Source organism: Elusimicrobiota bacterium (assembly GCA_041658405.1).
In the GTDB taxonomy this organism is placed as follows: Bacteria; Elusimicrobiota; UBA5214; order JBBAAG01; family JBBAAG01; genus JBBAAG01.
This window is the reverse complement of the sequence record JBBAAG010000005.1, coordinates 28,792-45,031: the sequence shown is the minus strand read 5'-3', so window position 1 is coordinate 45,031 and position 16,240 is coordinate 28,792. Positions and strand designations below refer to the sequence as shown.

Here is a 16,240-nt window from a genome sequence, read left to right as displayed (position 1 = left end):
CCTACCTCCTAACCTTTTTTTCAGTAATCAACACCTGTACTTTACGGTCATTCTTATCTATTGGCAACTTTTTTACTACCTGGCACTCATACGCCAACCCAACTGACATCCCATACTTCGCAGAAGAAAGGAACTTGTCATAATACCCACCGCCATAACCTATCCTATTAAATTTTTCGTCATACACAACTCCCGGTACTATAACGAGGTTAAAATAAATATTGTCATACCCTGCCCTGCAAAATACAGGTTCGAGTATACCCCATTTACTCTTACTTAATTCCTTCAACCCATTTTTCAGGAGATACACCCCGAGTTCATGTTTATTCCCACCATTTTTTTGGGATAAAACTTTCGGGACATACACCTTTTTCCCTTCTATCATCGCCTGACTAATCATCTTATGCGTATCAACTTCGCTACTATACGACACGTAAAACATTACCACCCCTGCCTGTTTGTACTCATCCAGTTTCCTTAACTTATGCCAGATCCGCGCATTTTTCTCAGCGCATGTACTTAACCCGGCAATACGTTCTCTTACAGCTAAAAACTTTTTTCGCCAGTAACTCTTCCGTTCCCGCGTTTGCCGTTCTGCCGTAAGAATACCGCTTTTTTTTCGTCCCGCCATTTTTGCACTCTATCCTTCAACACTTTTTCGTACCCATTAATACCAGGGTTATAAAACACTTTTTCTACCGGCAAATACTTCTGCGCTACCCAATTCGCCGGAAAATCATGTGGGTACTTATACCCCACCCCATGCCCCCGTGTTTCACTATCGAGGCTCGCATCCCTAAGGTGATCCGGAACATCCAGAGTACCGTTTTGCTCAACATCCTTCATTGCATCATTTATTGCCATGTATGACGCATTAGACTTTGGCGCGCATGACGCGTAAATCGTTGCGTGCGATAATATAATCCTTGCTTCCGGCATACCGACAAACTCTATAGCATTCAATGCAGCTACTGCCAAAACCAACGACTGAGGGTCAGCGTTACCAATATCTTCACTGCACGCTATAATCAACCTCCGCGCTACGAACCGCGGATCTTCACCCGCATACAACATCTTCGCAAGCCAATACACCGCGGCATCAGGATCACTCCCGCGGATAGATTTAATATACGCTGATATCGTGTCATAATGCTCATCCGATTTTTTGTCATACCTTAAAACCTTTTTTTGTATTGACTCTTCAGCTACACGGATATCATACACCACCTCATTATTTTTATTCACCGGTGTGGTATAAACCCCGATTTCTATGGCATTAATCGCTTTTCTCGCATCCCCATCCGCTACTTTAGATATATGCTCCATAGCTTCTTCTGTGAGAATAACCGTTCTGGTATTCCCGAACTCCGCAGAGATAACTTCCATCACGCGTTTAAGTATTTTCTTAATATCCCGGTATGCCAATTTTTTAAATTCAAACACCATTGACCGGGAAAGCAACGCTGAATTAACGTAGAAATACGGATTCTCCGTAGTAATACCAATCAACGTAATATTACCTTTCTCAACATCCGGCAATAACGCATCCTGCTGTGTGCGGTTAAAGTGATGTATTTCATCCAGTAACAATATAGTCTTCTTCCCTATTGCACGGAAATACTTTTTCGCATCTTCAATCCTATCCCTCAACTCCTGCACACCAACACTTACCGCGTTTAATTCCACAAACCGCGCGGTTGTACGCGCAGCTATTATTCTTGCGATTGAACTTTTCCCCACACCTGACGGGCCATAGAGTATCAACGACGATATCTTATCCGCTAGAATCGCACGGCGTAACAGTTTTCCTTCACCCAGGATATCATCCTGCCCCACAAAATCATCAAGTGTTTTTGGAGACAACCTCAACGCCAGGGGGTTCACATACTCACCTTCACGGCATTCTTTATCGAATAATTCTTTTTCCATAATACAAATAAAAAATCCCTGCTGTGCCTTTTTCCTTAACTTCCGTTCTTACACCGGACGCTTACCTAAGCACTGCAGGGAACTTTTACTTACTATACTCCGATTATCTTATACTCACTCCACTTTTTCTTTGCTCAAAACATCGTCAATGAGTGTTACCATACTATCAATTTTCTCATTAACCGACTTTTGCCTATGTTTGTCCTGATTTTTCATTTGTAAAAGTTCGTACGCAATCACTACTGTAGTTGTTGCCAGCAACTTCTTGCTGTCCGCAATCTTAGGATACATCTCAACGGTTTGTTTGTGCTGCTCGTTGATATACGTTGCTGCAGCGGTGTAATCCAACTCATTTTCCCCGGGTTCAAGTTCAAATTCAACCTCATACCCGGTTATATCTAAAGTAATCGACTTACTCTCCTGTTTATTCATCAGTTTATTTGCCATATAAATTTATTCTCTAAACAAATTATATTCACGTTCACTGAACTATGTCAAGCCTAAACTTTTAGTTTGTCATATTTCCTTAACAACTCAATTATTTTAGTTGATGCACTGCCAATTTTATCCCTTAACACTTCATTTTCATGTATAAACTTTCTTGAACGTTTTGTATCATACGCCTGTAACGCAAGTTCCTGCTGTTGATTAGTACTTTTATCCCGGTATTTTTTCACTACATCTACCAGATTACGCAGTTTTTCTTCCAATAATCTAAGTTTTTCAGCATCCGTTACGGCATTTTCTTTTTCAGGCATCCTACTTATTTCCCTTCTTCCCCGCGTACTACCGCTTTGTATTCAGTCTTCAGTGTATCAACAACTTTACGCTGCCATTCCTCAACCTCATTTTTTGTTAATGTACGTTCAGGATGGTTATAATAAACAGAAATTGAATAACTCACCATACCCTGCGGTATACCTTCACCAGAATAGCGGTCAAACAGTTTACAGTCAACCACACACTCACCTGCAGCTTTACGCAAAGATGATTCAATAACCCCATAATTAGTATTTTCATTAACAATTATTGATAAATCACGGCGCACAGTAGGAAACCTCGGAATTTCAGCATATTTACTTTCTTCAGTCAACAACGCGAATATACAGGGTAATTCAAGTTCAAGTACATAAACCTGTTTTACAGCATCATATTTTTTTGATAGATACTCATTAACTTTACCTAAGTATCCGACAATGTTACCGTCAACAGTAACATCAAAACCTTCTCCGGTTACAAAAAACTTTTTATCACTTATCTTTAATTCAGTTTTATTATCAATCCCCAGATGTTTAAGAATACCATGAAATATACCTTTTGTAAAACCAAATCCAGCGGGTACGCTTTTTTGATCCCAGCCTGTAGAAACCTCCTCGCCTGTGACAAGCACAGCAAGAGTGTATGTCTCCTCAACCTTTTGTTCACCATGCGGAGGTACCGTGTACTTATACCCTAACTCAAAGAGTTTCACATCATCAACCTGATGCCGGATATTATGGCACATGTTCTTCATTAACCCCGGCAATATCAGCGGCCGCATAACAATCTGGTCTTTTGACACAGGATTCGCAAGCCATATGGTTGAACGTATATCCACGCCAAATAACTCAATATCATTCTCCGGTATAAAACTATAATTCATTGCCTCATAGAACCCTTTACCCGTGAGAAATACCCGTATTTTTTCTGATACCATTCTTAAACGGTTAGGCGAATACCCACCCGTGGCAACACAATAAGTTTTATCAACCGGGATATTATCATAACCGTTCAACCTCGCAATTTCTTCTATAAGATCAACATCCTGGGTAATATCATTCCTATGTGCAGGCACTATTATTTTCAAGACATCACCATTCGCCGCAGCTTTAACCTCGCACCCTATGCGTATAAGCAAATCGTTAATTACAGACTTTTTTATATCAGTCCCCAACACATCATTCACGCGGTCAACGCTTAACTCAATAATTTGTTTATTATATTCAGATGCCACAGTATCAATTTTAAGCTCTGAATATTCCACGCATCCAATTGAATTCAGTACTGAGATCACGCGCTGCGCTGAATAATCAACATTATTCCAATCCACCCCGCGTTCAAACCTGTATGATGCTTCAGTATTCATCTGTAATAACTGGCGGGACAGACGTATACTTGCCGGCGCAAAATATGCGCATTCCAGCAGAACAACATTTGTTTTTTCATTTACCGCTGATAACTCGCCACCCATTACCCCGGCAATTGCTACAGGTTTAACGGCATCAGCTATTACCGGTATTTTAGAAGACAACACCCGTTCTTTCCCGTCGAGACACAACAACTTTTCACCATCCCGTGCCCAGCGTACAACAACTTTTTCACCTGTTATCTTAGCGTAATCAAACGCATGCAACGCATGCCCTGTTTCAAGTAACACATAATTCGTGGCATCAACCACAGAATTAATCGGGCGTATACCGCATACCCTTAACCTGTTCTGTATCCACATTGGTGACTGTTTAACCTTGATCCCGGATAACACCTGCCCGCGGTAACGTTTACAGAACTCCGGTGCGTCAATAACAATATCCAGCTTGGCGCGCCCCATGCTCTTCACTATCGGCAATATGCATGAAGGAGCCAAAACTTTTTTGTTCAACCCCGCAGCGAGTTCACGTGCAATACCTAAATGACTGAGGCAATCCCCGCGGTTAGCAGTCAGTTCTAATTCCAAAAGATAATCATTAACCCCAAAATATTCAGCTGCCGGAATACCCAGTGTTTTATCGCTGTCTATATCCAATAATATAATACCGTCCTCAGTATCATAATTTTCTAGCTTCAACTCCTGAGCTGAACACAACATCCCGCAGGACTCTACCTTACGTATTTTCCGTGGTTCAATCTTTACCCCATTAGGTAAACTGGCACCTACTAACGCAAGGACAGCTTTTTTCCCTGCTTTAACATTCGGTGCGCCGCATACAATCTGGTACTCAGTTTTTCCGTCAGTAACTTTGCATACGGACAATTTATCAGCATTAGGATGTTTTTCAACCGCTAAAATACCGGCAATAACAACATTCTCCCATCCCTTTCCCAAATAAGTAACCCCGGAAACTTCTATCCCTAACCCCGTAAGAACCTTCGCAGTCTCTTCCGGCGAAATGTTTAAGTCCACTAACTCTTTTAACCAGTTATACGATATTTTCATAAACTTTTTCCTACAACCTCACATCTTTATCCCTGACCACAACATATAAACACTAAAGAATATAAACAACACACCGATACACACTTTTACTACCGGCATATACTGAAACCCAACCTTCCGCACTTTTTCTGATGTCACTCCAAAATATATCATAACAAATACTAGCAGTAACGGCATAATGAACATGATATTATATAGTACCAGCAGCATTGTTGCATTCAACTGCATTCCTGAATTAATACTACTGACTTTAAGAATGTACAGAATTATGGGAAGATATATCTGCCCGGTACACGCGAACTCAAGAAAAGACACGATGAAGCCAGTAAAAAATGCAATGAAGACAAAACCTTTAAGCTTCGCCTGTTTCCTAATAACATTATGTATCCATTTCTTTACAAATCCAGGTAACTGTAACGCCAACGCATCATCCCCTGCTGTCACAGCACCGCCGGCATTTTCCTGTACTTTATTTAGCTTTGCCACAACAACAGCATCACGGAAACTAAGCACTGAAAATACTGCCATCACAATACCGGTACCGATATAAAATATTTTTGCCAGAAATACCAATTGCACAGCTTTCCCGATAATTTTCCCTAATCCAATCCCCATAAGAAGATACGCAAAAAATACGCCGAGAATAAACGTTATGCCTGTGAACAAAACATCTGTTTTTGTACGGTTAAGAAAGAAAATTAGGTATGTAACAAAAAACACGATCACCGCAAATGCACAGGGATTAATCCCATCAAGAATGCCCGCTGCAATCACAGGCCATATCCCGAATTGTCGGTACTGTTTCAGAATATCATCCTTAGCTTCACCGGTAAGAACCGTTGAAGTATCGATCATAGTACTAACTGCTGACAATTTATACTTTTCAACCGCGACCGGGAAGTTTGTTAGAATATCTTCCTTCCCATAAAACACATCAGTACCCATAAATAATACCGGCACTTTACTGTTTTTAGTACCAAACCTTTTCTCAAGCATACGAAGCTTTTCAAAACCATCAGGGTTATCGAGATGAAACACTGAAAGTTTTATCTGAACACCATACTTCTCTTGCAGTTCTTTAATTACCCGTTTTTCAATTTCCAGACATATTTTGCAGTTAGTAGATCCAAACAGGTATGCGTGTAGGACAGGTATGGCATCTTTCTCTTTAACAACCTTCTGGTTCCCGGTTTCTATTATACTGTTTAGCTTATCCTTAACACTTTTATTACTGACTTTACTACTGCCGATACTTATACTTCCTGTAACACTAAAACTAACTGTCCCAACTTCAGGATCGTTAGTTTCTACATAAACTACACGGTTTTGGTTGCCGTTATAATCTCTGGTATTAAATTTGAATAATACTCCACGTTTTTCCGAAGGCGGTACTTCAACACTTTGCGGCAATACTTCCATACAATCGCAGGTAACTTGAAAATTCGCAGTTAACGGTTCTGTACCACGGTTAATAACTACAACCTTTTTTTCAAGTACCGATTTTTGTGACTGTATCCCGAAATCCCAAGACACATCGCTTAGCCTTACCTTAGGCTGAGCGTTTACCGTTGTGCATGTAATTAACAGTATTATTAATACAAAAATATTTTTTTGCATGCATTCTCTACGCAACTATTCTTTTAAATTAGTACTTTGCATCTTAGCTTTTTCTTTATACTCATTAACCAAATCCCGTGCTTCCGGATCATCAATAACTTCATCAGTTAACGGAACCATTTGATATTGATATCCTGTAATCTTCTTTTTTTCATTAAATTCCAATACCATCCGCCCGACATTCTGCCCCTTTTCTCCTGCCTGTACTATATAAGTCTCCCCGACTTTTATTGGGCTCTTTAACAACGATTGTGTATGCCCGCCTATAATAAGATCAATCCCGGGTACTGCCGCTGCGAGTTCCTGGTCTAACTCAACACCCATATGTGACAGTACTACTATAAGGTCATACTTATCACGGTTTGCTTCAATAAACCCTTTTACTACCGACGAAGATTCTTCGATCTTAATATTTTTCTTTTTATCTTTTGGGAACAGGACAAACACTTTCGGGGATATAACCGAAACTATCCCGATTTTTACTGACCCGACTGTTTTCTCAATCCTCATCGGGGTAAGGTTTATACACGCTTTATCATCGCAATACATCATGTTTGACACCAAAAACGGCACTTCTTTTTTATCAATCTCTTTCCTTAAGAAAGCCATGCCGTTCATTAACTCCTGATCCCCAATACCTACTGCATCGTATCCAATCATCTTCAATAATTTAACAACATAATTATTAACCATACTGTTAGAATACGGCGAAAAATTATCACCTGAATCAAGCACAAGATTATTTGGTGATGCGCCTTTCAATTCTTTTATACAGGTAACCCTTCGTACCAAACCGCCATAGGGATTTGACGGGCAATTACATGATTCAACATACCCGTTTGCAGAATTTGTAAAAATAACGGTAATACTATCCTGTTTTTGTACAGCCGTCAGCGGCTTAGCTTCTTCTGTCAGTAACGCATCAACCTTGGACTTAAGTATTTCTTCAATATTATCCTTCAGCCCTTCAACAACCTCCGCAACCTTTTTATTTTTTGATATCACAAATAACATCGGCAGCTTGGCAGCGTCGTATTCAATAACACCGAACCGTTCCCCGGACGCTACACCAAACGGATCAAACAATACCGGCAACGCCCATCCTTTAGATTTAACAAACTCATCAACATCTTTTATAGTACCTTTATCCACGCTTATGAGAACAAACTTAACATTCTTCCCTGCATACGTTTTTGCAACTTTTTCTAAATGCGGGATTTCTATCATACACGGCTGGCATGCGCGGTTAAAATAACTTAATACCACAACATTGCGTTTACCGTCCATAGTCAATAACTCATCAAGTGTTACCGGTTTACCGTCGGGTACCTGTTTTAACGAAAAATTCGGGGAATCCTGTCCCACAACAAGTTTTGAATACACATTCTGTATTCCCGTAAAAACCTGCATTAATGCCAATAAGGAAAACAACAAAACCTTTTTTTTCATCTAAACTTTTCCTCCATATAGTTGCTTAGCTAAATAAATTACTGTTTCTTCCTGTTCTGTATAATACGCTGCATAATTTTTTGTGATAACTGCGCGACAGCATCCTGTAATTCTTCCGCGGATTTACACTTAACACTCTCCGCCATTACTGCCAGTCCCTGTTCAACATCCACTAACCGCACGTTAATATAATATATTTCCATAAGTTTACTAAAACTTCCTACGAGTATGCTTTGCACATTTAGTAAACGCCCCATTTTAATCGCGCATTCTTGTGTAGTACACCCTGTATTCTGGAACCCTTGTTCAGCAAGGATTTTGTCCATATTAGAACGTTCAATAACATTAAACATCCCGGAATTGATAAGTTCACCGCGCAGGAAATCTGCAATCGTAGCGGCCTCCATTGACGACACGTTTTGTCCCGTAAGATCCGCAACGGCAACATTAATCTTATCCTCCGGCTTTATATCCATCGGCTGTATAGGCTGTACCACTTGCTGCGGTTCTACAACCATTTGTTTCCCTGCAGTTTTTGTATCCGGTTTCTGCGCTTCACCGGTTTTAGCGGCAGTACCCCCGCCAATCCAACCTGTAAACCCAATCATATGCGTTGCACCAAGCCCGTCGCTATAGTTAGTAAAAGCATAGTCAAGCTCAAACTCGTGTAGTTTAAACCCAATCCCCACACTGGGAACAATACTTGTTGGAGTAATCCTTGCTCCACCGCGTAAACCCAGCATATTTACCACCCAGTACTCCGCTCCTGCGCTAAACTGCGTAACCCCGCCTGAAATCATGCTTTTCATATCCGCACCTAACGATAATCCGGCTACTTTTAAACCTATCCCTGCGCGGATAGCCATATCCTTTTCAGTCCCAAGATTAAGCACCGCCGCACCAAGACGGAAACTCAACGCACCTGTATCCTCTGCCTGCCCTCCGCTGCGGAACAACAACCCCGCGTCTATTGCCGGACTCATGAGATCAAGCCCAGGTTTTTGTCCGGTTGAACTCGTTGTAAGCTTCATATCCTGTTTTGCAAATTTAATATTCGTACCTAACCCAAAATACTGCCCTACACTTTTTGATATACCAAACCCCATAACATTCCCCGTATACTGCACGGTATCAGTAAGGTCATTACCATTAAGATCCGTAACCTTATCCACGGGCGTATTCAACTGCATGAACATAGCGTGAAAATTCGCAAGCCCCGTCGGGAATAATCCATTCAGTATAAGATAGTTAATCTCTGACAGGTAAAGATTATCCATTACATACCCTTCGATACGCGTGAGAAACGCAGCATTCGCGGGGTTACAATTAATCCCGCTCAACTGGTCACCTATAGCAGTAAACCCGCCATCAGCCATCCCGGCACCCCGCGCTGACATCTCAAGGTTGAGATAGTTCACTGCAGCGTGGGAATCACAATTGAACGCAACGGTGAGGACCAATACCGTGATTGCGATCAATGCATTTCTGTTAACCCTCTTTTTCATGATAATCCATTGTCTCCTTAATATTATAGTTTTTATTTTTTTACTTAAGACTTTGTGCGACGTACACCCTCGCGGTTTTTGTTTCATTCTCATTACCTGAAACATTTAAGACCGCGATATATACCCCTGGCGAAACAACAGCATTATTCCTATCATACCCGTCCCAATCAACTGAATTAGTGGATAAATCCGATGCTTTGGTTTTGGGTACTAACTCATCCACCAGGTTTCCACTGATATCGAAAATCTTCACATTCACATACGAATCACTGTTTTTTACAGTAAAGTATATCTTACAGGACTGTGCTGCCGACGGAACAAAAACATTACGCCCGACGTTTACTCTATTAACATCACCGGTCACACTCTTCGCGATAAGTACGTAGACACCTGAATTATACACATTCGCGCGGACAACTTTGTTTAAGGTATCTACATTAGCACCGGCAACTTCCTGCCACTGCGCACTGACTAACCGGTACATCTTAAGATTATTTGCATACACACTTGATACCGACGCCATACGGCTTATCGCCATACTATCAATAACCCCGTCATTATTTATATCTTCATACGGTATTGACAGCGTCACCGGAGTTACAAACGTTTGGATCAGTACATTATCACTACTGCGATAAATCGCAACTTCGCGTGTAGAACCGGTTAACCGCTTAAAACTTGAGATACTATCCACTATAGTATTTGCTGAAACAACATCTACCGGTTGAACTGTTTCAGGTTGAAGTACAGGATTCGGGTTGAACCTCACAAATACGTTTGAGGAATCAAACGCATTTTGTGGAATTACCACTGATGTCATATTATCCGCAGGTGCGCGTACAGTGGTCTCCAATGTTGTATTGACAACTGGTACATAGTATACCGTAAAAGCATCGGCAAGCGTAGCCTTCCGCTGTTCAGGATCGACTACCTCTACTGTGTATAAACCCGTAGTTAATCCCTGCAGATTAAAAGTTGCACGGATTGAATTTACGCTGATAAACTCCTGGCTGACTCTCGGAGCAGTGGCCGCCAATGGACCACTGAGGCTAACTGCGATATCCTGTGACAAATTACTACCTGTTACGATTAATGCGATCGTCCCGGTATTTGCTCCCTTCACCGGTGATATCGTTGTCAGCACAGGCGCCGGGCCAACAAACTTATCGGTAAGAACCTGGATAGGACTTGAATGCTGGCTCAATACCTGGCTACCGTTATATGCCGCTACCCTCAACCAATACGTAGTATTACTCTTTAAGCCTGATACTGTATATGAACGGTTGAACACGTTGGTGTTCCAATCAGCACCAAAATTCCACGGCCCGGCCGTTTCGCTTATAGTTGAATATAAAACTGCATATTTTTCAGCAATTCCATCCCATAAAAGCGTAACGGTACCCGCAGTTTTTGTAACCAACTGAACATTAACCGGAATTGGCGCCAACGGGTATCCATAGACTGAAACTGAAGTTGTGGAATAGTCTGTATTATAGAACTCAAACGTCCTAACAAAACCGCTGTATCCACTGATGTTTTCAATCCAGAACGTGGTACCCGCTGTGATTGTCGCAATCACAGGATTCCCGCCGCTAACCGCATGGATTCTAACTCCTTCGTAGTACTGCCCATCATTATTCCATTGCCAGCTGATTTGACATGTTGAAGTACCAACACCATAGATTTGTGACGGCAGAACAGGTTTTGGCGCTTGGGTTGCACTTAGCGCAGCAAATGCTGATGTAGCAGCTGTATCAGAAACGAGCCCTACGTCGTCAATGGTAACTAATTTAAGGTAATACGTTACTCCAGCTTGCAACGACGTTATTAACTGCCTGTACTGATAACCCGGCAAAATCGGGCCATAGGGTATACTCTTTGTTATCCCCACCCCTGTTGTATCAGGATACTTTGAGTATGTAATCCTAAAGAAACCCATTGAAATATCACCGCTAAAACCGTCATCCCCAACACTTGTCCAGATAAGATCAATAGAACCTTCTTGATACCCTTGTACTGCATTAAGATCCGTCACTGCCGCTGGTGGAGTAACATCGTGATATCCTGATGCATAGTCATAAACAATATTTGAATTTGCTGAAACCATACCGTTTTTATCTATCAAATTTATGTAGAAATAATAACTTACACCCGGGATTAATCCAATAACCTGATGCCCATCTCTCGAACCCGCTAAACGGTCAGTGATATAGGACATAAATATCTCGGTTCCAGCTTGCGTGAACGATGAATAAGTTATACGATACTTTGAATCATCCAAATTACCTGTATATCCATTATCCCCAGTATTTGTCCAGTTAAGCATTATCGACCCAGCCCCGCCATCCCGGTTGGCAACAACAAGATCTGTAACTGCCGCCGGCGGCGTATCATCAAAGAAACCGTTCGCATAACACGTAGCAACCGCATCCGTTGCTGACTCCTGTCCAATGCTATCGATCAAAGTCACAGAGAAATAGTATGTCCCGCCTATGATAAGCCCGGTTAGATTGTGCAATAAGTTAGTTCCTGCAGCAATATTCATTGATGCTGACAGGTATGAACTTGTTAACGGAGAAGAACTGGTTGAAAAATAAATCTTATACTTTGCGGAATTCAAATTACCTATATACCCGTTCTCTCCTGTATTAGTCCATTCCAAAGAAACCGTACCAAGCGTACTGACACCTTTTTGATATGCAGGTACAGCAGCTAAACTCGTTATCGCAGCAGGTGCGGTATTCGGTACAAGATATCCTTTAGCATACGTCGTTGCAACATTTGATAATGCAGACCAATTACCGGTATTATCTCTTAACTGCACACCAAGATAGTAAGTTACCCCTGGTGTGAGACCGCCAACAGTTTGTCCACCTGTTCCTATCAAATACAACTCATTTGATAATTCAAATCTTTGCACCAATGTACTATTACTTACGGAAGACAATAAAATACGGTACTTAGCGTTTGTTAAACTACCGTAATTACCGTCATCACCGGTATATGCCCAGGTAGTATAAACAGCTCCATCCTGAGTATCAGGGTAAGCATTAAAATCGCTCACTGCTGCAGGCGGGTAAATGTCAGGAACAAAAGTTGATTTCTCAACTGTCCAATTGCTTCGAGTCAACCCCGCATCAATTACACTGGCAGACCAATAATATGTAGTATCCGGCAATATGTTTTTCAATAGCAAATATTTGTATGTACCCTCTGCCGCGGCACATAAATGTGTACCATTAAGAGGTGTACCATAACATCCGCTGACGACGTTACTGGAACCTGACACTGTTCCGACTCTTAATGCATACGACGCACCGGTGAAGGTTACACCTGAATCCAGCACATCAGCCGCCGGCCATTTAAGTTTTAACGATTTTGTAGCAAAGTCATAGTCCTCACTAAGATTAGCCGACCCGATACTAGGATAATCATTTCCCGGTAGGCCGTTTTCTATCCCTTTATTCTTAAACACTACAAGTTTTGGTGCACCGTTGTTATCTATCCCCATAACCACTAAATCCAAATCACCATCTTTATCAATATCTCCCCAGGCAGCATCGGAATAATCATACCCATACCCTGTCCCAAGCAGGTCCTGGTCGAACTGGTATATTGCGCTGGTAACAGAGTTTTCAGTAAAAAGTTTCAATACTTTTGTTGACGTACCATTCAATGACCCGGTGACCACTAAATCTGTTTTACCATCATTATTATAATCCGCTAAAGCAATACCGCCGTTACTCACACCATTACCCGTACCTAACGGGTTCTGTGTAGGATTGAAACTCGCGGACCCAACGTTTGTATATGTCTGAAACCGGTTACCCGGGAATGATCTGCCCATAACAACAAAATCGATGGTTCCTGAATTATTAACGTCATTAAGTTTTATATTGCCATCATAAACACCGATTGTGTCTGTTCCTTCAATCATTGGGAACGCTTTTGCCGAGAATACACCATTAGTGTTTTCATAATAAACACAGGAAAGTTGTGAAACACTCAAAGTCGAACCTAACACCATGAAGTCCGTATCGCCGTCACGGTCAATATCTCCTACTGCCAACGATGCTGCCCTAAACCCTGTAGCTTCTGACGGGATAACGTTGGTAGTCAATGAATAACTAGAACTATTATTTTGATACATTGCTAACCGCCCGGTTGAACCCAGATCACCTCCGGCAACCAGTAAGTCCAAATCCCCGTCATTATCATAGTCGATAAACTTTACATCACCGTTGACAAGCCCATCGCCTGTACCCATTGGTTCGAGTGCACGTTGAAACCATTCGCCATTGAACCTATAAACATATAATTTCGCAAAACCGCCAGGATTTTTCCCGCAAACCACGAGGTCAAGATCACCGTCACGGTCATAGTCCCCAAGATCAAGACTAGCCACTGCAAAACCGTAAGGATTACTTCCATCGGAATCCATCCACTGTTTAGATTCGAACACACCGTTATTGTTTAAGTAATAATGTAACATAAACGATGCTGTATTGGCCACATCCCCACCGGCTGCAAGTAAGTCAAGGTCACCGTCATTATCAATATCGCCTAATATAACTTTCCCATACCCGCCCTTTTCGGCCTCAAGTACCTGACTGATTGTAAACACACTTGGCATGGTACCGGTAGAATTTGAGATTGCAGAGGTAGAACTTGCCAAACCGTATGTATTAAACGATTTAACCGCAAAATAATACGATTTTGTAATATCTAACCCGGTCAGCATTAACACTTCTTTTATCCCAGGTGTAGACGGAACAACTACCCTGGGTAAAACAGTCCCTGCACTGTACCACGATGATTCATCTAGTTCTCCGGTATTCGAATATTCAATGATATACTTATCAACTTTCCCGCCGGTACCGTCGGAATACCTTGACGGTGCGGTCCAGGTTAACAATACCTGTGCAGCTTTCGATACTACCAAATCATTAATAGTTGAAGGCGTCGAAGGAGCAGCAACCGAAAACTGGCTACTTTCATTTATCTCTCCAATAAGAGTTGAATTGACAGCAACCGGTTTCATGCGTAACCTAATATTTTGCTGTGTACCTAATGAACGGTTGATGAAGTCCGATGCTGTATCCCAGATAAACTGAAAATCCACTCCAGTGGGATTACCAAGTTTGGCAGTTAAACCAGGTGAATCGTTCCTGGGCGTACAATCATAATAATTTACTCCATCGCAACTATACTGTAACGTTAAATCAACATTTTCGCTTCCCGAAAAAAGAGTGTAGTCAATTACAATACTGCCAGTTGAATAATGCACTACAAGAGGATAAGCGATATAACCGCCTATGTATTTATATACAACACGCGGAGTGACCATCACACTATACGTCCCGCTACTCGCTCCAACCCCGCCGGATGCATACGTAATAGATGCGGATAAATCCGTAAAAGTAGTACCATAAACAATCTTAATCCTACCTCCACCTCCATGCCCGCCGATACCTCCAGTACCGCCTAATCTATTACCAGTCATCGCATATCCACTACCGCCACCAGCACTTCCAGTACCACCATCTGCTTTTAAAACAGAACTGTTTGCAAGTATAATATTTTTTGAGAATAATAATAACCCGCCACCGCTTCCACCACCAGAACCACCGCCACCGCCACCGGCAACTAAGTTACCCTGATTCCCTTTTCCTCCACCAGCTACTGGAGATCCCCCTGTTAGCCCATTTCCACCACAAACATTTATTTCACTGCTAATACTAACCAAGTACTTACCATCTAAAATTACACAGGCTCCACCATTACCACCCGCGTAACCCGGATAAAATGAACTTGTATTATAATCTCCATAACCCCCGGCACCGCCACCACCGCCGCCACTACCCATATACACTATTGAAGAAACGACAGTTCCATATACCGAACCTGCAACTGCACCTGTTCCACCAAGAATAGCAGTTCCTTCTACTGACGATGTTGATTTTCCACCATTACCACCTGCACAACCGATTCCACCATACGATCCACCAGAACCACCCCCGGCACCAGCTGCATTAGGACCAAGAATAGGAATGTCTCCCCCGATACCTCCTCCGACATTAACCACATCCGTACTACTGGAATATCCATACCCAACTGATCCGCCGTAACCATTCATCCCGCCGGCACCGCCCTGCTGGCCAGATGCGTATCCGTTAAGTTTTCCGCTGACATAAATACTATCAGCATGAACTTCAAACACCGAACCAGTGGTGATAAAAACCTCTTTTGATGCTTCAATCTCAAACTTTTTGATATTAGTGTGCACTCCGCCGACATTGGACGAAGTGTTTATTATCCAATCCGTTCCCCCGTGATCCCCTCCGCCTGTAGCGGTCCATACTGCATACGAACTGTTCACACCTAACAATAACACAGAGAAAATAAATACCACCGTCGCTAGAATAAACAACCTTTTTTTCATAAATGCCTTTCCTATAAACAATTTCTTTTAAACATTATTTTTTAAATACACACATTAAATCTTATGTAATTAACAACCATATATCAAAGTGAACTTATTCACATG

The 16,240-nt window shown here is 41.8% G+C and carries 9 protein-coding genes; all 9 read right to left on the bottom strand.

What is annotated here, in order from left to right:
• Position 1: 1 nt before the first annotated feature.
• The 9 genes from WC955_02030 to WC955_01990 all read right to left on the bottom strand — a co-directional run bounded on the left by WC955_02030 (position 2) and on the right by WC955_01990 (position 16,135).
• Positions 2-631 carry a 5-formyltetrahydrofolate cyclo-ligase gene (locus WC955_02030; protein ID MFA5857822.1) on the bottom strand — a complete coding sequence of 210 codons (630 nt, stop codon included), beginning with the start codon at positions 629-631 and terminating at the stop codon, positions 2-4.
• Positions 547-1,929 (bottom strand): replication-associated recombination protein A, encoded by a 1,383-nt coding sequence (locus tag WC955_02025; GenBank protein MFA5857821.1) that lies wholly within the window; start codon positions 1,927-1,929, stop codon positions 547-549. Before WC955_02025 ends, WC955_02030 begins: the two co-directional genes overlap by 85 nt.
• Before the next feature lie 114 nt (positions 1,930-2,043).
• A complete protein-coding gene (locus WC955_02020; protein ID MFA5857820.1) occupies positions 2,044-2,376 on the bottom strand; it encodes a cell division protein ZapA in 333 nt (110 codons plus the stop codon).
• A 53-nt stretch (positions 2,377-2,429) separates the two neighbouring features.
• A complete protein-coding gene (locus WC955_02015; protein ID MFA5857819.1) occupies positions 2,430-2,687 on the bottom strand; it encodes a hypothetical protein in 258 nt (85 codons plus the stop codon).
• A 5-nt stretch (positions 2,688-2,692) separates the two neighbouring features.
• Positions 2,693-5,122 (bottom strand): phenylalanine--tRNA ligase subunit beta, encoded by a 2,430-nt coding sequence (pheT, locus tag WC955_02010; GenBank protein MFA5857818.1) that lies wholly within the window; start codon positions 5,120-5,122, stop codon positions 2,693-2,695.
• An 18-nt stretch (positions 5,123-5,140) separates the two neighbouring features.
• A complete protein-coding gene (locus WC955_02005; protein ID MFA5857817.1) occupies positions 5,141-6,739 on the bottom strand; it encodes a DUF1573 domain-containing protein in 1,599 nt (532 codons plus the stop codon).
• 15 nt (positions 6,740-6,754) lie between these two features.
• On the bottom strand, positions 6,755-8,188 hold the full coding sequence (locus WC955_02000; GenBank protein ID MFA5857816.1) for a redoxin domain-containing protein: 1,434 nt from the start codon (positions 8,186-8,188) through the stop codon (positions 6,755-6,757).
• 38 nt (positions 8,189-8,226) lie between these two features.
• On the bottom strand, positions 8,227-9,693 hold the full coding sequence (locus WC955_01995; GenBank protein ID MFA5857815.1) for a CsgG/HfaB family protein: 1,467 nt from the start codon (positions 9,691-9,693) through the stop codon (positions 8,227-8,229).
• Positions 9,694-9,733: 40 nt separating this feature from the next.
• Positions 9,734-16,135: an FG-GAP-like repeat-containing protein gene (locus WC955_01990; protein ID MFA5857814.1), complete on the bottom strand. Its 6,402-nt coding sequence runs from the start codon at positions 16,133-16,135 to the stop codon at positions 9,734-9,736.
• Between the last annotated feature and the right edge of the window lie 105 nt (positions 16,136-16,240).